General features: G+C 54.8%; 20 protein-coding genes. 12 read left to right on the top strand and 8 right to left on the bottom strand.

From position 1 onward, the window contains the following. Nucleotides 1-13 precede the first annotated feature (13 nt). Nucleotides 14-1,330 (bottom strand): phosphoribosylamine--glycine ligase, encoded by a 1,317-nt coding sequence (gene purD, locus AKG35_RS07555; RefSeq protein WP_011130784.1) that lies wholly within the window; start codon nucleotides 1,328-1,330, stop codon nucleotides 14-16. A gap of 101 nt (nucleotides 1,331-1,431) precedes the next feature. Here purD and AKG35_RS07550 point away from each other — a divergent pair, with 101 nt between their 5' ends. From AKG35_RS07550 to AKG35_RS07510, 9 genes are all read left to right on the top strand, one after another. Next, the gene (locus tag AKG35_RS07550; protein ID WP_041385145.1) at nucleotides 1,432-2,430 is read left to right on the top strand and encodes a hypothetical protein; all 999 of its coding nucleotides are present in this window, start codon (nucleotides 1,432-1,434) and stop codon (nucleotides 2,428-2,430) included. Next, complete coding sequence (gene purC / locus AKG35_RS07545) at nucleotides 2,427-3,155, top strand: phosphoribosylaminoimidazolesuccinocarboxamide synthase (protein WP_011130782.1); 729 nt, start codon at nucleotides 2,427-2,429, stop codon at nucleotides 3,153-3,155. Before AKG35_RS07550 ends, purC begins: the two co-directional genes overlap by 4 nt. Before the next feature lie 69 nt (nucleotides 3,156-3,224). Then, nucleotides 3,225-5,513: a BamA/TamA family outer membrane protein gene (locus AKG35_RS07540; RefSeq protein WP_011130781.1), complete on the top strand. Its 2,289-nt coding sequence runs from the start codon at nucleotides 3,225-3,227 to the stop codon at nucleotides 5,511-5,513. Further along, nucleotides 5,513-6,370: a UDP-3-O-acyl-N-acetylglucosamine deacetylase gene (lpxC, locus tag AKG35_RS07535; RefSeq protein ID WP_011130780.1), complete on the top strand. Its 858-nt coding sequence runs from the start codon at nucleotides 5,513-5,515 to the stop codon at nucleotides 6,368-6,370. The genes AKG35_RS07540 and lpxC overlap by 1 nt, the downstream gene beginning before the upstream one ends. Further along, on the top strand, nucleotides 6,367-6,822 hold the full coding sequence (gene fabZ / locus AKG35_RS07530) for a 3-hydroxyacyl-ACP dehydratase FabZ (RefSeq protein WP_157859858.1): 456 nt from the start codon (nucleotides 6,367-6,369) through the stop codon (nucleotides 6,820-6,822). The genes lpxC and fabZ overlap by 4 nt, the downstream gene beginning before the upstream one ends. A 5-nt stretch (nucleotides 6,823-6,827) precedes the next feature. Beyond that, nucleotides 6,828-7,679, top strand: coding sequence for an acyl-ACP--UDP-N-acetylglucosamine O-acyltransferase (lpxA, locus tag AKG35_RS07525; protein WP_011130778.1), 852 nt, complete (start codon nucleotides 6,828-6,830; stop codon nucleotides 7,677-7,679). Next, a complete protein-coding gene (gene lpxB, locus AKG35_RS07520) occupies nucleotides 7,679-8,857 on the top strand; it encodes a lipid-A-disaccharide synthase (protein ID WP_011130777.1) in 1,179 nt (392 codons plus the stop codon). The genes lpxA and lpxB overlap by 1 nt, the downstream gene beginning before the upstream one ends. Further along, a complete protein-coding gene (msrA, locus tag AKG35_RS07515; RefSeq protein WP_011130776.1) occupies nucleotides 8,854-9,525 on the top strand; it encodes a peptide-methionine (S)-S-oxide reductase MsrA in 672 nt (223 codons plus the stop codon). Before lpxB ends, msrA begins: the two co-directional genes overlap by 4 nt. Before the next feature lie 112 nt (nucleotides 9,526-9,637). Further along, nucleotides 9,638-9,850 (top strand): hypothetical protein, encoded by a 213-nt coding sequence (locus tag AKG35_RS07510; RefSeq protein ID WP_011825229.1) that lies wholly within the window; start codon nucleotides 9,638-9,640, stop codon nucleotides 9,848-9,850. A 304-nt stretch (nucleotides 9,851-10,154) separates the two neighbouring features. Here the strand turns inward: AKG35_RS07510 and AKG35_RS07500 are convergent, their stop codons facing one another. The 3 genes from AKG35_RS07500 to AKG35_RS07490 all read right to left on the bottom strand — a co-directional run bounded on the left by AKG35_RS07500 (nucleotide 10,155) and on the right by AKG35_RS07490 (nucleotide 13,107). Continuing rightward, nucleotides 10,155-11,627 (bottom strand): leucyl aminopeptidase, encoded by a 1,473-nt coding sequence (locus AKG35_RS07500; protein ID WP_011130775.1) that lies wholly within the window; start codon nucleotides 11,625-11,627, stop codon nucleotides 10,155-10,157. A 38-nt stretch (nucleotides 11,628-11,665) separates the two neighbouring features. Next, nucleotides 11,666-12,262, bottom strand: a complete 597-nt coding sequence (locus AKG35_RS07495; protein WP_011130774.1) for a hypothetical protein — start codon at nucleotides 12,260-12,262, stop codon at nucleotides 11,666-11,668. A gap of 119 nt (nucleotides 12,263-12,381) precedes the next feature. After that, complete coding sequence (locus tag AKG35_RS07490; protein WP_041385143.1) at nucleotides 12,382-13,107, bottom strand: response regulator transcription factor; 726 nt, start codon at nucleotides 13,105-13,107, stop codon at nucleotides 12,382-12,384. A 116-nt stretch (nucleotides 13,108-13,223) separates the two neighbouring features. Here AKG35_RS07490 and AKG35_RS07485 point away from each other — a divergent pair, with 116 nt between their 5' ends. From AKG35_RS07485 to pyrF, 3 genes are read left to right on the top strand one after another with little or no spacing between them, the layout of a single operon-like run. Beyond that, on the top strand, nucleotides 13,224-13,550 hold the full coding sequence (locus AKG35_RS07485; protein ID WP_011130772.1) for a DUF1825 family protein: 327 nt from the start codon (nucleotides 13,224-13,226) through the stop codon (nucleotides 13,548-13,550). Nucleotides 13,551-13,609: 59 nt separating this feature from the next. Beyond that, nucleotides 13,610-14,857 carry a tyrosine--tRNA ligase gene (tyrS, locus tag AKG35_RS07480; RefSeq protein ID WP_041384542.1) on the top strand — a complete coding sequence of 416 codons (1,248 nt, stop codon included), beginning with the start codon at nucleotides 13,610-13,612 and terminating at the stop codon, nucleotides 14,855-14,857. A 23-nt stretch (nucleotides 14,858-14,880) separates the two neighbouring features. Continuing rightward, nucleotides 14,881-15,618: an orotidine-5'-phosphate decarboxylase gene (gene pyrF / locus AKG35_RS07475; RefSeq protein WP_011130770.1), complete on the top strand. Its 738-nt coding sequence runs from the start codon at nucleotides 14,881-14,883 to the stop codon at nucleotides 15,616-15,618. Here the strand turns inward: pyrF and plsY are convergent. The 4 genes from plsY to AKG35_RS07455 all read right to left on the bottom strand — a co-directional run bounded on the left by plsY (nucleotide 15,606) and on the right by AKG35_RS07455 (nucleotide 19,531). Further along, nucleotides 15,606-16,220, bottom strand: coding sequence for a glycerol-3-phosphate 1-O-acyltransferase PlsY (plsY, locus tag AKG35_RS07470; protein ID WP_041384540.1), 615 nt, complete (start codon nucleotides 16,218-16,220; stop codon nucleotides 15,606-15,608). The two genes, pyrF and plsY, sit on opposite strands and share 13 nt — an antisense overlap. A gap of 2 nt (nucleotides 16,221-16,222) precedes the next feature. Next, nucleotides 16,223-17,269: a DUF3086 domain-containing protein gene (locus tag AKG35_RS07465; RefSeq protein ID WP_011130768.1), complete on the bottom strand. Its 1,047-nt coding sequence runs from the start codon at nucleotides 17,267-17,269 to the stop codon at nucleotides 16,223-16,225. Between the two features lie 163 nt (nucleotides 17,270-17,432). Continuing rightward, entirely contained in the window at nucleotides 17,433-18,179 is a 747-nt protein-coding gene (locus AKG35_RS07460; protein ID WP_011130767.1) for an MlaE family ABC transporter permease, read from the bottom strand. Continuing rightward, the gene (locus AKG35_RS07455; RefSeq protein ID WP_011130766.1) at nucleotides 18,176-19,531 is read right to left on the bottom strand and encodes an MFS transporter; all 1,356 of its coding nucleotides are present in this window, start codon (nucleotides 19,529-19,531) and stop codon (nucleotides 18,176-18,178) included. The genes AKG35_RS07460 and AKG35_RS07455 overlap by 4 nt, the downstream gene beginning before the upstream one ends. Between the last annotated feature and the right edge of the window lie 126 nt (nucleotides 19,532-19,657).

The following is a 19,657-nucleotide window of genomic DNA, read 5'->3' as shown; positions in this document are numbered from 1 at the left end:
GCGTCTCTTCACCCTAGGACTGGCGCACTTGGTGACCGATGTCCCGGCGGTAAGTGATCCCTTCGAAATACACCTGATCAAGACCTTGGTAGGCGTTTGAGAAGGCCTGATCAAAATCGTTGGCTTGAGCTACAACCGCCAACACTCTGCCGCCATTGGTCAGTTGATCGCCCTCTTTAGTGCAGCGGGTGCCAGCATGGAAAAGCTGTAGGGATGGACCTGGCTGTAGCTGAATGTTGAGGCGGTCACCCTTGCGGGGTGCATTGGGGTAGCCCGCTGCTGCAGCCACGACACATGCACTGCAGCGGTTCACGATCAACAGTTCTGGTGCTTGATCGAGGCAACCAAGTGCACAAGCCTGCAGAACCTTTGCAAGTTCTGGACCCATCAGTGGCATGAGGGTCTGGCATTCGGGATCGCCGAAGCGACAGTTGAATTCAATCACCTGTGGCCCAGAGGGGGTGAGCATCAATCCGGCATAGATAACACCTCGATAGTTGATGCCTCGCTGCTTCAGGGTCGCAAGGGTTGGCTCAAGGACAACCCTGCGCACAAGGTCGAGTCCTGCTGCATCGAGCAGGGGAGCCGGGGCATAAGCCCCCATCCCCCCGGTGTTGGGGCCCATGTCGCCGTCCTCTAGACGTTTGTGATCCTGAGCAGGGGGCAGCAATAACAATTGCTCGCCATCGCAGAGTGCGAAGACGGATACTTCTGGCCCATCTAGTCGCTCTTCAAGCACCAATTGGCAACCGGCAGCTCCGAATCGGCCGCTGAAGACCTCTTGGATCGCTTCAGCTGTTGCTTTGATGCTGTCGGCCACGCAGACCCCTTTGCCTGCTGCTAAACCATCGGCCTTAACAACCAAGGGTTGTTGCACTTGATTCAGCACGCTCAGAGCGTCTGCTGCTGTGCTCACTGTCCAGTGTTTTGCTGTTGGCACGCCGGCTTCAGCCATCAGGGTTTTGGACCAGGCTTTGCTGGCTTCCAGCTGGGCACCCTCAGCCCCTGGCCCAAATACGGCCAGCCCGGCCTCTCGAAGTCCGTCAGCCACGCCAGCGGCCAGTGGAGCTTCCGGCCCTATTACCACTAGATCGATCTGAAGCGATTGGCAGGCATCAATTAGGCCATTGACGTCGGTTTCTGCGATCGCCAGGCACCCACAGCCCTGGTGCTCTTTTGTGCCCCCATTCCCTGGTGTGACCCAGACGTCTTCTATGCCGGAGCAGCGTCGTAGTGCCCATGCAAGGGCGTTTTCACGCCCACCACTGCCAACCACAAGCAGCCGCTCTAAAGGGGGGAGAGGATGGGGACGGGTGCTGGACATGGCCATAGGAACAAGCGGGGATGGGGAAGACCCCTAGGTTTGAGCAGGCCAGATCCCATCAGAGGAATCCGTTGCCCTCTTCCATCTTTGTTGAACGACTCAACTCCATGGGGATTCATTCGCTGTCGCTGACTGTGTTGCTGCTGGCTGCCGTCAGTCAGGCTGCGCCTCTTAATGCTGCCACTGACCCCCGTGCTCCTGCTAGGGAGCCCATGGCTGAACTGGTCTATCGGCAAGTGTTGCTCGATGGGGGGATACCAGAGCTCAAAACAGCTTGTGCTGACGCAGCCTTGTTTGGCTTTAACTTGCGTCTGCAGGAACTTCGTAATCGCCTGATCGACATTGCTCCTGCACCTCAACCCTTTGAGGCTGTTATTGCCAATGCTGAAGCACTGATGGTCTGTAAGGCTCCAGCTAGCACGCAGACGGTGCTCAGTCGTATCAGCCCAGCACCAGGCAGTCAGCGTCGGGCTTGGTTACGGCTCTCCTGGCAGGCGGCCAACGCATCTTTGGATCATGCTCAGGCGGCCCTTGCTCTGCGCCGCCTTGCAAATGGCGATCTCACGGCCTTGAATTTTGAGCAGCTCACCGTTGGCTATGGAGATGATGGCCTGCCGCTGACCCGCGCTGCTCTTGATCTTTTGGTGGAGCATGAGCTTTCCCTGGATCGTTCGGCTGAGGCGGTCATGGTGCTGTTTGCTGGCCGTGAGCGTGGCGCATTGGGGGCCCGTCGTCTTGCTCTGGCAGCTGAGTTGCTTCAGGGTTTAGGCAACGATCAGCACTCAACACTGTTGGAATCAGCTCTTGACCAGGCGGCTGCAGATCAAGCTTGGGGGCTGGCAGAAGACTTGCTGCGATTGCAATTGAAGTTCGATTTAGCAGCGGGTGGTGACGGCTTAAGGCCCCGACAGCGTCTAGAACGTCTCGCTAATCGCCTCGACGACCGTTACACCCTGTGGGAGTTGGTTCGGGGGGATCTAGATCAGCAGGATGCTGCAACTCTGCTAGAGCAAGAGCTGCGCTCGCCGCGTCAGCCTGGCGGCCATGCTGCTGTTGAAGCGCATCAAAGTGCGCCTCCTGTTTCAGTTCCATCAGAATTCAAATGACGCCAGATCACGGCCCTCTGCTCTATGAGGGCAAGGCCAAAAGGGTCTTCGCTGCGGATCAGCCCGATCGTGTGTTGGTGGAGTTCAAGAATGACGCCACGGCGTTTAATGCACTCAAAAGGGCTGAACTCGAGGGCAAGGGGCGACTGAATTGTCAGATCTCGGCACGACTGTTCGAGATGCTTGAGCGCGAGGGTGTGCCCACCCACTACCTCGACCTGGTTTCCGAAACCTGGATGCTTGTTCAGCATGTTGATGTGATTCCCCTGGAGGTTGTGATTCGCAACGTGGCGACTGGATCGCTTTGTCAACAAACGCCTATTGCGGCCGGTACTGAGCTTTCGCCCGCTTTGTTGGACCTCTACTACAAGGACGACAATTTGGGAGATCCCCTGCTGAGCGAATCAAGGCTGCAGCTGCTTGGATTAATCAGTTCGCAGCAGCGTTTAGAGATCGAACAGTTGGCCCGTCGGGTGAATCAGCTGTTGCTGTCATTTTTTGAGAGCTTGGACCTGTTGTTGGTGGACTTCAAGCTCGAACTTGGACTCAACAGTGCAGGCACTCTGCTGGTGGCGGATGAAATCAGTCCTGATACCTGCAGGCTTTGGGACCATCGAAATAGCGATCCCCAGGCCCGCATCCTGGATAAGGATCGCTTCCGCCAGGACCTTGGTGGAGTGATTGAAGCCTACGGGGAGATCCTCAAACGGGTCCAAGGGGTATGAGCTAATTCCTACAACTGCAGGTAATGTCAGCGCACATTTGGCGGCTCTGTAGCCGGATTCCTATCACCCATGGCCAGCTTCCTATCTAGCGGACCCTCGGATGCCTTGCGGCGAGGTGCATTTGGCCTGGTTCTGGCCTTGCCGCTTCTTGCTGCTCCTGCGCGCGCTCAGACACCAGAGCAGGACACTCAGCCCCCAGCTGCGGAGATCTTGGTCAACGATGATGTGCAGGTGGAGGAGGTGGCCACTCCTGAAGGCGTCGCCGAGGAAAGCCTGGGTATCGAGCAGATTCAGGTTACCCCTGCAGAGCAGCAAGAGCTGCCTCTCAACGCATCTGAACAGCTGTCTGAGGAGCCTCGTGTCTTGATCACCGAGGTGATCATCGAAGGGATTGCAGGCCATCCGGAGCAAGAGCGTGTAGAACTCGCCGCTTATGACGCCATGGTTGTGCGTCCCGGTAGTCGTGTGACTCGAGATGAGCTCAAACGTGATCTCGATGCGATTTACGCCACGGGTTGGTTTTCTGATGTGCGCATTGAGCCGAGTGACGGCCCTTTAGGGGTTCAGCTCGTGGTGCAGGTGCAGCCCAATCCATTGCTCACCAAAGTGGAACTTGATCCACCTGATGTTGGGCTTTCTGAATCTGTGATTGAGGAAACATTCCTCCCCGACTACGGCAGGACTCTCAATCTCAATGAACTGCAGGCTCGTATGAAGGAGTTGCAGCAGTGGTACGCAAACGAGGGCTATTCCCTGGCTCGGGTCACCGGCCCTACGCGCGTTTCTCCAGAGGGAGTGGTGCAGCTCAAGGTGACCCAGGGCACGGTTGCAGGGGTGGAAGTGCAGTTCCTAAATAAGGAAGGTGATTCCACCGATGAGAAGGGTGAGCCGATTAATGGCAAGACCAAGCCCTGGGTGATTACACGAGAGATATCAATCAAGCCTGGCGAAGTATTTAATCGAAATCAGCTTGAGGCAGATATTAAGCGCCTATATGGCACATCTCTTTTCAGTGATGTCAAAGTCACCCTGAAACCGGTTGCTGGTGAACCTGGCAATGTGACAATCATTCTTGGCATTGTTGAGCAGTCCACCGGTTCGTTGTCAGGTGGCCTGGGTTATAGCCAGAGTCAGGGTGTCTTTGGCCAGATACAACTTCAGGACAGCAATCTTCTTGGTCGTGCCTGGAATATGGCATTGAACATTACTTATGGTCAGTATGGAGGCTTAGGAAGCATTTCATTTACGGATCCATGGATTAAGGGTGATGCTCACCGCACCTCATTCCGGACCTCTATATTTTTAAGTCGTGAGGTGCCTCAAGTTTTTCAGAGCCAAAATAATGGCAATATTCGCACCCTTAAAGATTACTATGATGGTGGCTCTAGTTACGCATATGATATAGATGAAAATGATAACCCTGCGGGAAGGAAATTTGATTCAGTTTCTGATGCAGAGAACGCAGACTCAAATGCTAGTTGGTTTGACTATGAAGGGAATTCTGTTGCTTTGCAAAGAATTGGTGGAAATATAATTTTTGCAAGACCTCTTAATGGTGGTGATCCATACAAGAAAGCACCGTGGAATGTCTTGGCTGGCTTGAATATTCAGAAGGTCAGGCCGATCAACTTCTCTGGCGATAGCCGTCCTTATGGTGTGGCAAATGATGACATTGAGGATGGCCGCGTGCCTGATGACGATGTGATTTGTATCGCTTTTGATTGTGCAGATGAAAACAACCTTCTTGGTGTAAGAGTCGCGGCTACTTATAATAATTTGAATGACCCTCGTAATCCAACTTCTGGCAACTTCTTTAGTTTTGGTACTGAGCAATTTGTATCTGTCGGGGAGCATTCACCGACCTTTAACCGTCTTCGGACTAGCTATACACATTTCATTCCAGTTAATTGGTTGAAACTTGCCAAGGGCTGTCGTCCTAAGCCAGGGGAACAGGAAAATTGTCCTCAGGCCCTTGCTTTTCAGGTTAAGGCAGGCACGGTTTTAGGTGATCTGCCTCCTTATGAGGCTTTCTGTCTTGGTGGATCTAATTCCGTAAGAGGTTGGAGTGATTGTGATTTATCTGTGGGCCGAAGCTTTGTTGAAGCGACGATTGAATATCGATTCCCGATTTGGAATATCGTCTCTGGTGAGGTTTTCGTTGATGGCGGTACTGATTTAGGCTCCCAAGAGAATGTTCCTGGTAAGCCAGGCAAACTTCTCGACAAGCCTGGTTCTGGTTTCTCGCTAGGTTCTGGTCTGATTGTTACCACTCCAGTAGGGCCATTGCGCCTTGAGGTTGCAACACAGGATTTCACCGATGAGTGGCGCTTTAATCTCGGGGTTGGCTGGAAGTTCTAGTGGCTTTTTGGCCTACGAGTTATGACCGTGCTTGGACCCTAGGCGGAGCTGTCTCAAGACAAGGGATTGGGCTTCATGGTGGGGAGGTCGCCGAGGTGCGTTTACAGCCTTCTGCTCAAGTTGGCTTCCATGTCTCCTGGCTGGACAACAGCGACTCACCAGTCACTTTGGGGCCGCATCAGGTTCGCGATAGTCAGCTTTGCACCACTTTGGAACTGGGCGACCGCCATTTAGGCACGGTGGAACATCTACTGGCGGCCTTAGCGGGCTGTGGCTTGACCCATGTGGAGATCCAGGTTGGTGGTGAGGAAATACCGCTTCTTGATGGTTCAGCTCTGGGCTGGGTGGAGGCGATAGCAGAGGTGGGCCTTACTCCTGCTGCAACCCCTCGTGCCGATCCGCTCGTGCTTGAGCATGCTTTGGTGTGTCATCGCGGTAGCAGTGTGATCACAGCGACACCCGCCGAGCGCTTCAATGTTGTTGGTGTGATTGATTTCCCCCAAGCTGCTATTGGTCATCAGATGCTGGCGATTGAGCTCACTCCAGAGGGGTTTACTGAACAGATTGCTCCGGCGAGAACATTTGGGTTTCGCGAACAGGTGGATCAGCTCTTGGCGGCGGGCCTCATCCAGGGGGGTGCCCTCGACAATGCCTTGGTTTGTGATGGTGATCACTGGTTGAATCCTCCACTGCGATTTGCTGATGAACCAGTGCGCCATAAGCTCTTGGACTTGATCGGAGACCTTGCACTTGTGGGATTCCCTCAGGCTCAGGTTCTTGTCTATCGGGGGTCCCATGGACTCCATAACGATCTGGCCAATGCTCTCCTTGCCGTCTGTCCTGTCACTGTCTCTTGACCGATCCCTCTCCTAATCCTGTTGTGTTGACAAGTGAGCAGATCATGGGGCTGCTGCCTCATCGTTATCCGTTTGCTCTGGTTGATCGTGTTGTGCTCCATGAACCTGGCCAGCGGGCTGTTGCGATCAAAAATGTGACCCTCAATGAACCTCAGTTTCAGGGTCATTTCCCTGGTCGTCCTTTGATGCCTGGGGTCTTGATTGTTGAGGCGATGGCCCAGGTGGGTGGTTTGATCGTGGCCCAGATGCCAGATCTGCCCAAGGGGTTATTCGTGTTTGCAGGTATCGATGCAGTTCGTTTCCGCCGTCCGGTGGTGCCAGGAGATCAGCTCACGATTAGCTGTGAACTGCTTAGCTTGAAGCGGCAGCGCTTTGGCAAGGTCAGGGGTGAAGCCAGGGTGGAGGGCCAGCTGGTTTGCTCTGGTGAGTTGATGTTTTCCTTGGTGGACTGAGGATCATGAGCGAGGTGAGCAAACTCTCAGCGATCACTGCAGAAAAAAAGGCTCAGGTTCACCCTGCGGCTGTGGTGGATCCTCGTGCTGAGCTCGCTTCCGGTGTCATTGTTGGGCCGGGAGCAGTGATTGGACCTGATGTCAAGATTGGTCCTGATACTTGGATTGGCCCCCATGTGGTGCTCGATGGCCGTTTGACCCTTGGCGCCAATAACCGGGTTTTCCCCGGAGCCTGCCTTGGTCTTGAGCCACAGGACCTCAAGTATCGCGGCGCACCTACAGAGGTGGTGATTGGCGATGCCAACACAATTAGGGAATACGTCACCATCAACCGTGCCACGGAGGAAGGTGAACAGACCAAGATCGGTAATCACAACTTGTTGATGGCCTATTGCCACCTTGGTCACAACTGTGTGCTGGGCAATGGGATTGTGATGTCGAATGGAATTCAAATGGCTGGTCATGTCTTGGTCGAAGACCGGGCCGTGATCGGTGGCTGCTTAGGAATTCACCAATTCGTTCACATTGGCAGTCTTGCCATGGTGGGAGGCATGACAAGGGTTGATCGCGATGTCCCCCCGTACTGCCTCGCCGAAGGGCATCCAGGTCGATTGAGGGGTCTCAATCGCGTTGGCCTGCGGCGCAGTGGTCTGAAGACTCAAGAGGGAGGAGAACTTGTCCAGTTGCAAGAGATTTGGAATTTGCTGTTTCGATCTGACCATGTCTTTGTTGAGGGGTTGCGGCTTGCTCGACAAGAGCAGTTGATGCCAGCGGGTGCACACCTCTGTGCCTTTCTGGAGGCCTCGATTGAGAAGGGACGTCGTGGTCCTATGCCTGCGATGTCTTTGAGTCGCTGATGGTGCGCCTGCTGATCAGCACTGGCGAGGTCTCTGGTGATTTGCAGGGAAGTCTCTTGATTCAAGCTCTCCAAAGGGAGGTTGAACGGCGTTCCTTACCGCTTGAGTTGATGGCCCTTGGAGGTCCCCGCATGCAGGCTTCTGGTGCAGAACTGCTTGCTGATACGGCTCCGATGGGTGCGATTGGACTTTGGGAGGCCCTGCCTCTGGTGCTCCCCACTTTGCGACTTCAGTCTCGGGTGGATCACGTGCTCAAGCAGCGACCACCCGATGCCGTGGTGCTGATCGATTACATGGGGGCCAACGTGCGTTTGGGGCACAAGTTGCGGCGCTGGTTTCCCAGGGTGCCGATTATTTATTACATCGCTCCTCAGGAATGGGCTTGGCGTTTTGGCGATGGCGGCACCACTCAGTTGCTGAGTTTCACCGACAGAATTTTGGCGATCTTTCCCGTTGAAGCTGAGTTCTATTCCCAGCGGGGGGCCAAGGTGACTTGGGTCGGTCATCCATTACTCGATACGGTGAGTGTGCTGCCTGATCGTCAGCAGGCGCGTGAGCGGCTTGGCTTGAAGCCTGGCCAAAGATTGTTGTTGCTTTTACCTGCTTCCCGGCAACAGGAACTTCGTTACTTGATGCCCACTCTCGCCAAGGCAGCAGCGTTGCTTCAGCAGCGTGACCAATCCCTTGAGGTGATTGTTCCTGCAGGATTAGCAAGTTTTGAGAAGTCTTTGCAGGAGGCTCTTGAGGCAGCGGCAGTTCGAGGGCGAGTCCTTTCTGCTCAGCAGGCCGATGAACTCAAACCAATGCTTTATGCGGCGGCTGATCTTGCCCTCGGCAAATCAGGCACCGTCAATATGGAGATGGCCTTGCGTGGCGTTCCCCAGGTGGTGGGCTACAAGGTGAGTCGGATCACAGCATTTGTGGCTCGACACTTTTTGCGCTTTCGAGTGGAACATATCTCGCCGGTGAATCTGTTGCTGAAGGAACGGCTTGTGCCGGAATTACTACAGGATGAGTTGACTGCAGAAGCACTTGTGCAGGCAGCTATCCCTTTATTGGAGGATCCTGCCCAGCGTAATGAGATGCTCGAGGGCTATCGGCGATTGCGGCAGACGCTTGGCGTTCCAGGTGTTACCGATAGGGCAGCAAAGGAAATCCTTGATTTAACCAAGACATGAAGACAACGTTTCGACCTTTGAGGAGATGGTGGATTGCCATCTTTCTCTGTGTTGCCTTACTTGGCTTGCCGCTTCAAGTTTTGGCGTCAGTTGAGGAAGCCGTTTTTGCCGGGGGCTGCTTCTGGTGTCTTGAGCATGATCTGGAGGGATTAACCGGTGTGATTTCTTCTGAGAGTGGTTACACAGGCGGTGATTTGCCTCGCCCCACCTACCGCCAGGTGAGCTCTAAAACCACAGGTCATCAAGAGGCTGTACGGGTGCGATTTGATGCCGCTCAAATCAGCTATGCAGAGCTACTACGGAGCTATTGGCGCAATGTTGACCCTCTTGATGGTGATGGCCAATTTTGTGATCAAGGTGACTCCTATCGACCTGTGATCTTCACTCGAGATGATCAGCAGGCCAGCGAGGCTCGTGAGAGTGCTGATGCTGCGGCTTTGGAGCTGGCCCAGCCCATGAGCAATCTGAGAGTTGAGATCAAACCTTTGAGCGAATTCTGGCTGGCTGAGGATTACCACCAGAATTACGCAGAGCTCAATAGCATCAAATACAACTTCTATCGATATAGCTGTGGCCGCGACCGTCGACTAGATCAGCTATGGGGTGACAGAGCACGGACCGGAGTGCCATGGCAGCGCCCAGATCAAGCAAATCTAAGGAAAAAATAAAATCAGGATGACCTTTGAAATCGGATAGTGCGCAGTGAAGATGCGGGTTTCCACCCATCCCTCCTGCTGAAAAAGCTGCTTAACATCTACTGGAGATTTAAGTAGGAGATGTATGTATCTGCTGACCGTTAAGGATGGACTAGTGACTCGGCATGTTGGCCCGTATCCTTCTCCGAAGCAGGCTTCCGATGACTTGGAAAGGGTTTTGGAGTCTTTTTCTGAACGAGCACGTTGGCAGATTCATGCGTTGGAATGCCCCAAGACCCTTTCGCTTTCAGAGCGGATTCATGCCAGGAATGGGGCGATGAATGTTGCAGCCTCATGAGTTAGGCGCTCTTTCCTTCTCCCTCTGGCTTTGATGCTCAAAGCTTCTTTGATGAGATCTCTATCAAATACCAGGTCAAGGACTGTCGTCATTCAAGCCAGTTCAATATTCCGCATCAAAATTCAGGCCCCCGATTCTGATAAAGCAAGCGAAAACTCTTTGCTGATCAATTTTCTGCATAGGTTTCTAGCTCCAGGCATGAGCATTGCCAACCCTGCGCGACCTTTAGCGATCAACGTTGTACTCGTGTTGTGATTCCTTCTTCAGCTCATTTTTCGCTGAGTTGCATGCAATGCCTCTTGACTCAAGACTGACTACAAATCCAATTCACCAAAGTGCGAACCCCGTAGCCGGTGGCACCAGATGGATTGAGGCCACGGCCCTTTTCAGACCAGACCGTTCCGGCGATGTCGATGTGGGCCCATGGGATGGAGGCCTCAACAAACTCTTTGAGGAAAAGGGCCGCGGTAATGGATCCGCCTGGACGGGGTCCTGTGTTCTTGAGGTCAGCGAGGTTGGATTTGAGACCCTCTCGATAGGAGCTTGGCAATGGCATGCGCCACAGGCCTTCGCCGGCCGCTTCGGCTGCAGCGGTTAGGCCCTCAGCCAGGGGATCATGACCTGTCCAAAGGCCAGCGATCTCTTCGCCAAGTGCGATAACGCAAGCCCCTGTAAGGGTTGCTAAATCCACGATTGCGTCTGGTTCGAGTCCGCAGGTGTATACCAGTGCATCGGCAAGGGTCAGACGGCCTTCGGCATCGGTGTTATTGATCTCGATGGTGGTGCCGTTTGAGGCCCGCACGAGGTCTCCTGGATGGACAGCTGATCCATTCACCATGTTTTCGCAGGCTGCCACGATCACATGCACTTCCACTCCCTTGGGTCGCAGTTCTGCAATCGCTCGGGCGGCCCCAAGTACAGCTGCGCTGCCGCCCATGTCGAATTTCATCAGATCGATCTGGGCAGCTCCAACCTTGAGGTTGTATCCACCGGAATCGAAGGTGAGTCCCTTGCCGACAAGGGCAAGTCGTCGTTGAACTGGTCCTTGAGGGCGATAGGTGAGGTGAATGAATTTTGGCTCCAGATCAGAACCTTGAGAGACTGCTAGGTAGGCACCCATTTCCCGTTCGGCGCAGTCAGACCGCTCCAGCACACTGCACTCGAGGCCGTGTTCGTGGGCAAGTTGAATCGCTGTTTGGGCGAGGGCCGCAGGGGTAAGACTGTTGGCAGGAGCCGCAACCAGCTGCCTTGCTAGCTCCACTCCGGCACAGGTGGGGTGAACGGCTTGAAGATCTTTGCCGGCTGAGTCGGGCAGACCAATGAGCTCCAGTTTTGTTGGCGTAGAGCGGGGCTCAGGAGCACTGCGAAAGCGGAGGTCTTTATATAGGGAAAGGCGAACGGCTTCTGCGACGGCCCTTGCTGCAGATGCCGCATCTAAGGGCTCCCAGGGGAGCATCATCCCCAGGGTTCCACTACATCCGAGGCTTGCTTTCGCTCCTAGGGCAGCCGCCTTGCGAAGGTCGTCAAGCCTCATCTCCTGGGGTTCTCCGAGCCCTACGAGCACCAGCAGGTTTGGCTTGTTTTGGAGCAGTTGAACGGTGGCGATTTCTCCGGATTTGCCTTTGAACATCTGCTTCTCAAGGCTCTGCATCAGAGAGCCTTTGCAGAGTGTTTCCAGCTCGTTTAAACGTTCCTCCATCTTTCCCTCAAACATGCCCACCATGAGCACATCGCCAGTCCAGCTCTGCAAGGTTGCTGGAAAAAGGCAAATCTCCATGGGATGTTGATGAGGTGGAGCGATGTTAGCCGTGCCGTTTAGCTGCATTCAGCTGTGAACGGGGTGCTCCAGCGAGCTCTTGTTTCTTTGTTGAACGGTGGCAGCCAACGCTGGATCAGTTGTTGCTCGAGCTGTCGACGGGCTTTGGTGCTCTCGGGAACATCGCTCCAAAAACGGATGCTGAGCTGGTTTGTTAGTCCTGCCTTGGCAAGGGCTTCGGCATAGGCCGCCAGGTAGGCCTTGCAATCATGCTCACCCTTCCATCGGCGATCTGCAGCAATCGTTTCGCCCACATAAAGCAATAAAGGAGTGTTGAGGTCTGCTGGGCAGTCCATCACCAGATAAACGGCTGGGCCATGGTGAGGGCTGTTAGGCCAGCGCCAGAAGCTCAGGGGGAGAGGTGTGAGCTGCAGGGGCTTTAATTGGTCGATGACTGTTTCGTGATCGCTACCAAAAAGCGAGCTCTGCCGAGCGATGTCTGGCTCTCCTTGGAAGAGATCGGCTTGATGGCCTTGAATGCGCCTCTGCCAGCTTTGTAAAAGGTCGCGGCTAAGAATGAGCTCCTGGCGGGGGGCGACCTCTGCGGATAGAACTTGGTTTGGGAATAGGTGGCCCTGACCAGGCGCGGTTTCCATCGATTGATCACCTTTGCGGAAGCTTTGGAGCTGCGCTTGTTGGCTCAAAGTGAAAGATGCCAATCACCCTTTGGGGATCGCTCATTGAGGCGGACGTTACCGAGTCAGTTAAGGCAGCGTTATTGCCAACGTGGCAGTCTTTGAGGTAACTCCACCAGCCCATCACGAAAAGCCACCACTACGGCATGGGTGCGATCTCGTGCTGGCAATTTTTGCAGCAGGTTGTGCACATGGCTCTTGACCGTATCGATCGAGAGATAGAGCTCATCGGCAATGTTCTGATTGCTCATCCCTTTACAGATTCCTCGAAGTACATCTCCCTCGCGCAAGCTGAGGTTGTCGATTTGGCGGCTGCTCTTGCCATTTCCGAGACGACCGTGACGTAAAACTCCTGCAACCACACTGTCTAAGTAGGTTCCATCGCTTTCGATTGCGCTTAGAGCTGCCAGCAGGGTGCCACTGCCGACGAGCTCATGGGCGCAGAGGCCATCGCAATGGGCTTCTATTGCATCCAGCAGGGTGCGTAATAAAGGTCGTTGAATCAGCATCAGGGCCTTGAGATCAGGCTTGAGCTGTTTTGCTTTACGGACCAGGCTTGGGCCATTCCCGCTCTCCAGTAGATCGGTGCAGATCAGGAGATCTGCATTCGAGCTTTTCAGGCAACTGAGGGTCTCGTCCTCACCGGTTGCAGCGCCCACTAGGGGACCCAGACAATCAAACCAGCCCACCCAACTTGTGATTAAGACGCGATCGGCTGTGGCGACAACAGTGCGACTGCGACGGAGCAGGGGATGGATTTGTTGACTTGTTTTCTGCAGAGAAGAGATCCGGGGAGTGATGTCCACTGGTTGCAACCAGGTAACAGGAGCGGTTAGAGCCTCATCATGGAGATTACGTTGATCCGCACTGTTTCTGACGTCGAGAATTTTGCACAATTCCAACCAACAAGCCCAGGGCGTTCATGGCCTTCTTTGAATCGGAGATTGTTCAGGAGGAGGCCAAGCGGCTGTTCACCGACTATCAACAGCTGATGCAACTCGGTTCTGAATATGGAAAGTTTGATCGGGAGGGTAAAAAAAAGTTCATCGACACCATGGAGGAGTTGATGCAGCGCTATCGCGTGTTTATGAAGCGTTTTGAGCTCTCCGAGGACTTTCAAGCAAAGATGACTGTTGAACAGCTGCGCACTCAGTTGGGCCAGTTCGGGATTACGCCTGAACAGATGTTTGAGCAGATGAATCAAACTTTGACCCGGATGAAGACAGAGCTTGAGCAGGACTCTCGATGAAAGTGATGACTGGCTGACTCGCTACCCGTACGATCCGCTCAGCTAGAGATCCTCTAACGATGCCGGAGACGCCGATCACCATGCCGGCCTGGTTGCAGCGGGGCATGGTTGACTTGTTCCCTTCAGGCCAATGGGGGGATGCTGATCAGCAACTTGCGACTCGTCTTGATGAGGCTCGAGAACAAAACCGACCCCTGAGGGTCAAGCTTGGTATTGATCCCACTGGTCGTGATATCCATCTGGGACACAGCATCCTGTTTCGCAAACTGAGAGCTTTTCAGGATGCGGGGCATACAGCAGTGTTGATTATTGGCGATTTCACTGCACGAATCGGTGACCCAACCGGCAAGAGCAGCACCAGAGTGCAACTCACCTCTGAGCAGATTGAGGCCAATGCAACGACCTATCTTGCACAGCTGGGTCAGGGGCAGTCAGCGGAAAAAGCGTTGCTCGATTTCACAACCCCTGGGCGCCTGGAAGTGCGACGTAACACTGAGTGGTTGGCTGACTTGGATTTGCCTGAGGTGATTGGTTTGTTGGGCACTGCCACGGTTGGGCAAATGCTGGCTAAAGAAGACTTTGGCAATCGTTATGGCTCAGGTGTTCCGATAGCTCTGCATGAGTTTCTTTATCCCCTCTTGCAGGGTTACGACTCGGTAGCGGTGCAGGCAGATGTTGAACTTGGGGGGACTGATCAGAAATTCAATGTCGCCATGGGGCGGGATCTTCAGCGTCATTTCGATCAGCGCCCCCAGTTTGGGCTCCTACTCCCAATTCTGGCTGGGCTGGATGGGGTGCAGAAGATGAGCAAGAGCCTCTCTAACACTGTGGGACTGAATGAGGACCCACTTTCCATGTATTCCAAGTTGGAGAAGGTTCCTGATGCCCTTGTAAGCAGTTACGTGGTTTTGCTTACCGATCTCGACCCAGAAGCTTTACCTGTCAATCCGCGTGAACGGCAGAAGGCCATGGCCATTGCGGTCACGGCCAGCCGTCATGGCATCGCGGCGGCTGAAGCCGCCCAGAATGATGCAGCTAGATTGGTTTCCGGCTCTCAAGATGACGCTGCATCTGTGCCAGAAGCGTTTCTTTCGGATGTGAATTTTCCGGCCAAGGCCTTTTATCTGCTCAGTGCGATTGGCCTTTGTGCGAGCAGTAGCGAGGCTCGGCGTCAAATCAAGGGTGGTGCGGTACGCCTGGATGGCGAAAAAATTACCGATCCCAATTTGGAATTCACTGACTCCAGCCTGCTGATGGGCAAGGTGCTGCAAGTGGGCAAGAAAACCTTTCGTCGTTTGACGCGTTGAGTAAAGGACCAACACCCGCTGTGATGACCTCGCCATTGACTCCTGCCGATCAACTGATCATTGCTCTTGATGGCATGGAGCGGGCTGAGGCCCTTGCATTCATCTCAAAGTTGCCAGAGGTCAGTTGGGTCAAGGTGGGACTGGAACTGTTTGTTAGTGCGGGGCCAGAGGTTTTGGCTGATCTACGGGAGCAAGGGTTGCAGATTTTTCTTGATCTAAAGTTTCACGATATCCCTGCCACCATTGCAGGAGCTTGTCGCCGAGCGGCGAGCTTTGGCGCTGAGTTGATCACGGTGCATGCCTGTGCTGGCCGTGCTGCTCTTGCTGAAGCTCAGGCTGCTGCTTGCGAGGGGGCTGCGGAGGTTGGCTTGTCAGCACCCCGGCTGTTGGCCGTTACTGTGCTCACCAGTTGGGATCAGAAGCGTCTAGCGAATGAGCTGTGCATTCCTCAGTCTCTTCAGGCCAGGGTGGAGTGGTTGGCTGAGTTGGCAGCGGAGTCAGGGTTGGGCGGCTGCGTGTGTTCTCCCTGGGAGGTCAGCGGCTTACGCCGACTTCATCCCTCGCCATTTGAGTTGGTGACTCCTGGTATTCGCCCCTCGGGGGCTGAATTGGCGGATCAGGTCAGGGTCATGAGTCCTGCAGCGGCGTTGAATGCAGGAGCTTCACGTTTGGTGATTGGCAGGCCGATTACCCGTGCTGTTGATCCGGCAGAAGCGTTTGCACGCTGCTGCCTTGAGATTGAACAGCGTCAGCTGGACTGACCGAGGCGAGGTTCGGTGCCCGCCAGCAAGCGTTGCAGATTGGAGCGGTGTCGCCACACCACCATTGCCATGGCGGCAAAGGCCACCGCCAGGTAAGCCGGCGGTGAGTTGCCTTGAAAGCGCAAGATCATCAGCAACGGTAAGCTTAGGGCGGCGATAATGCTCGATAAAGACACGATCCTGCTGAAGCTCAGCACAGTGAGGAAGATGCCGAAACAGGCCAGTCCTACAGGCCAGGAGATGCCTAGCAGCATCCCCAGACCTGTTGCGACAGCTTTGCCACCTTTCCATCCCAGCCAAACAGGCCAGATGTGACCTGCCAAGGCTGCTAGACCTGCCGCAACTTGCCAGCCATCATCCAGCTCAAGTGCCCTAGCAACCAGTACGGCGGTTGTGCCCTTGCCAACATCGATAAGGAAAACGGCTAGGGCAGGACCTTTACCCACCTGGCGCAGCACATTGGTGGCCCCGGTTGATCCAGAACCCTTCTCACGCAGGTCGATTCCTGCCAGCCAGTGGGCTGCAAGATATCCGCTGGGCAGTGAACCCAGTAGATACCCCATGACTAGGGAGAGAAGATTCCCAAATAGAGAATTGAACATCATCAGAGCAGTTCTTCGTCTTCGAACCGTTCTTGCGGCCCAGCTGCAAAGGCTAGCCAGAGCGGGAATTGAAGCACGGGGATCTCTACGCTGCGTTGGGCTGCGTCAATCAGGATGAGGGGAACTTCCCCTCGTTCCTCAAGCCGGTCGGCGCGTTCTACAAGAGCTTCGCCGCGTTCAAAAAGAACAATGCCGCTGCTGGGGCCGAAGTCTTCTCGAGCGAGGCCTAGGGCATCTTGAAGGCCACGTCGCCATTCGCCAAGCCGCTCTGGTTCACCGGCAAGCACCAGGCTTTGGAATCGGTCGCCATAGAGTTCACCGAGGATGGCTATCAGGGCTGCAGCCACAAGGATGTTGCGTGTTCGGCTGTTCCTGCTTGGCTGTGCTCCTCGCCCACCCTGATTGAAAAACCAGTCTTCTAGAAGTTCTTTGTCCCTGGGATCAAGGCTGCGTCGCAGTTTCCAAGGATCGGCGTAGAAGTCTGGCTGACTTAGAAATTGCTCCAGACATTCACGGATCAGGCTTTCGTCTGGTTTAAAGGTGTCAGCAACAGCTAGGGCGTTGCCCTGAGCGGCGGCCTCGGGCGTTGAATTGGGTTGGTCTAGGGGAGAAGGTTGGACCACAACAGGCTGCACAACCAGTTCAAGTTGCTCCACTGATTGGGCCAGGTCTTGCAGAGCGCCTGTGAGGTAGTCCTGGAAGCCTTTGACCCGCCTGGCAATAGCATCGGACTGACCAGCGAAGGAACTGCTGAGCTCCTTTTCCAGTTGGGATTTGCGGTTGGAGAGGTCTTTGATTTCTGCTTCGAGATGATCGCGACGTTGCTGCAGCTCCGTCAAGGCCACTTGCAGGAGTTGATCAAGATCTGGTTTGTCTTGAGGAGCCGCTAGGAGATCGGATTGAGAGTTCGCTGAGTTATTCGAGGGCTGTTCAGGAGATAGCTGCTCAGGAGAAGGTTGTTCAGGCGCAAGCTGTTCAGGAGATAGCTGTTCAGGAGAAGTCTGCCCACGGGGAGGCTGTTTGCGGAGGGGGAGGTCGGCTTCAGGCATGAACCAGGCAGGCAGTGGTGGTCTTGCTCTCAGGAGAGATGTTGGGTCTGTTTGGGGAGTTGATGAGAGAGGGCCGATCTGGACCCATCACTGATTTAGGACCGATATGGGGGCAAGCAGGATTTGTCAATAGCTGCGCGTTTGTTTGTGGGCCTTGATGACATCAGCTGAAAAGAATCTGGGTGAGCAAGACATCCATCAAAGACACTGTGACCAGAGTCATCACAACGGCGCCAGTGGTGCTGGTGCCAACTTCTTTTGGACCACCACGCGTTGTGAGACCCCACCCGCAAGCCAGAACAGCAATCTGAAGGCCGAACACCAATGATTTGATCAGCATGAATGGCAAATCATCCGGAGTCAGCCAAGTGCGCACGGAATTCCAGAAGACCTCTGGTGGAATTTGATAAAGATTGGTGCTGCTGACCTGGCCGCTCCAGAGGGCTATGCCGAAGAACAGAATGCATTGCACTGGTGCCATGACCACCATGGCGATCACTCTTGGAACCACCAAGTACTCAACCGGTTCGGTTCGCAACATGGTGATGGCATCGATCTGTTCAGTGACCTTCATGGTCCCTAGCTGAGCTGCATAGGCCGTGGCTACCTTGCCAGTGAGCAGCGTGGCGGTGAGAAGAGGGGCGATTTCCCTTGCCATCCCAATGGCGAGAATCCCTCCTACCGTGGATCCAGCACCTTGTCGGCTCAGTTCTGCGGCGACCTGGATGTTGAAGACCGTTCCTGCGGCTAAGCCTGTGATCAACACAATCAGGAAGCTGCCTGGACCGGCCTCCATCAGCTGATCAAACAGGTCGACCTTGTTGATACGACCTCGGGCGGTGGCTGCCACTGCCTGGCCTCCGATGATGAGGCTGTTGCCCAGTCGCTTCAGCCAGCGAGGAGTCGTCATGACATGGCTGCCTGGTTGTGAGAGTTCCTTTCGGGCCAGCCTCGCATCACCACAAGACCCAACGCCACAAGTACTGCGGGAATGAATCCCATGCACATGCGAATGGTGATCAGAGCGGATTCGGGTTGATCCGAGTAGCTCAGTGCTCCGCCTGCTTCTACCACTGAGCGATAGCCAGACAGTGAAAGCAGGATGCCGAGCAGTTGGATGCTCACACCAATACCGATTTTCTGAACCAGCACCATCCAGGCGGTGTAGAGGCCTGCTGGCTTGTCAGGGTCAGCATCAATTGCATCTGGTAGCAGACACCAAGGGATCAGATAAGCATTTGCGGCTCCAAATCCCACCGTCCCAATGGTGGCCAACAAAGCCATCAATCTCAGACCATCAGTGCCGGCTGTAGGCCAAAGGTTGGCGAGGGATGCATCAGCGGAGAGGGGGGGGAGCAGCATCGAAACAACACAAGCAGCGATCCATAGACACCCACCCCAGCACAGGGCCCTTATTCGCCCATGGCGATTGGCATACATGCTCCAGACCTGAAGGCCGATCAGGGCGCAGAGCTGGAAGGGCAGCAACATCCAGGTGGCCAGTTCTGCGGGTACGCGCATCAACTGAACGAGGTAGATCAGAGCAACTGGCTGCATCAACTGCAAAGCGCACCAGAGCAACAGGTAAAGCCCCAGAACTTTGAGGAAGCGTCTGTTGCTGATGATCCTCGCAAGCTGTCGACGTAGGGGCTCGTGATGGCAACTGGGGCGCCTAGCGGTTTTTGTGAAAGGGGCCAGCCCCCAGCAGCAGGCGAGGGTGGCTAAAGCTGCGATTGTGCCGGTGATGCGGCCCATGGCCAAGTAACCGTTGGCACCGTTGACCAGCAGTAAAGGCGTCACAATCAAGCCGCTTGCACCAGCGATGATTGATCCGGTGAATCTGGCGGCGTTGAGACGGTTGCGCACAGATGTGTTTTCTGTGAGCTCTGTGGAGAGGGCGGAGTAAGGCAGATTGACGCTGGTGTAGGCGGTCATCAGCAGAATCGCCATCACGATGTAATACATCGTTTTCTGGGCAACGTCTCCGGGAGGAACCCACCACATGGCAGCCAGGCTGATGCCGAGGGGCAGTGCTGCGCCAAGCATCCAGGGAATCCTTGGGCCCCAACGAGTTTGGGTGTGATCGCTCAGCCAGCCGATCATTGGGTCATTGATCCCATCCCAGAGCTTGATCACCATCAGCAGTGAGCCGGCAACAATTGCAGGCAGCCCGGCGGTCCCGGTAAAAAACACGAAGAGGTAGAAGCCGAGCAGAGTTGCTGCCAGCCCGGTGCCTGCATCGCCAAGGCCATAGGAGATCATCAGCCGGCGGCGTGATCCCTCTTGAAGCGCTGTGGATATCGTCAAGCTGCAAAAAGGGGGATGCGCAAGGTCATAATGCAGGGGCACTGAACCGCAGACCCACTTCGTCTATCGTGATGGTTCTGC

It is taken from the genome of Prochlorococcus marinus str. MIT 9313 (assembly GCF_000011485.1).
Lineage (GTDB): Bacteria > Cyanobacteriota > Cyanobacteriia > PCC-6307 > Cyanobiaceae > Prochlorococcus > Prochlorococcus marinus_D.
The sequence above is the reverse complement of the archived record's forward strand: the minus strand, read 5'-3'. Positions and strand labels throughout refer to the sequence as shown.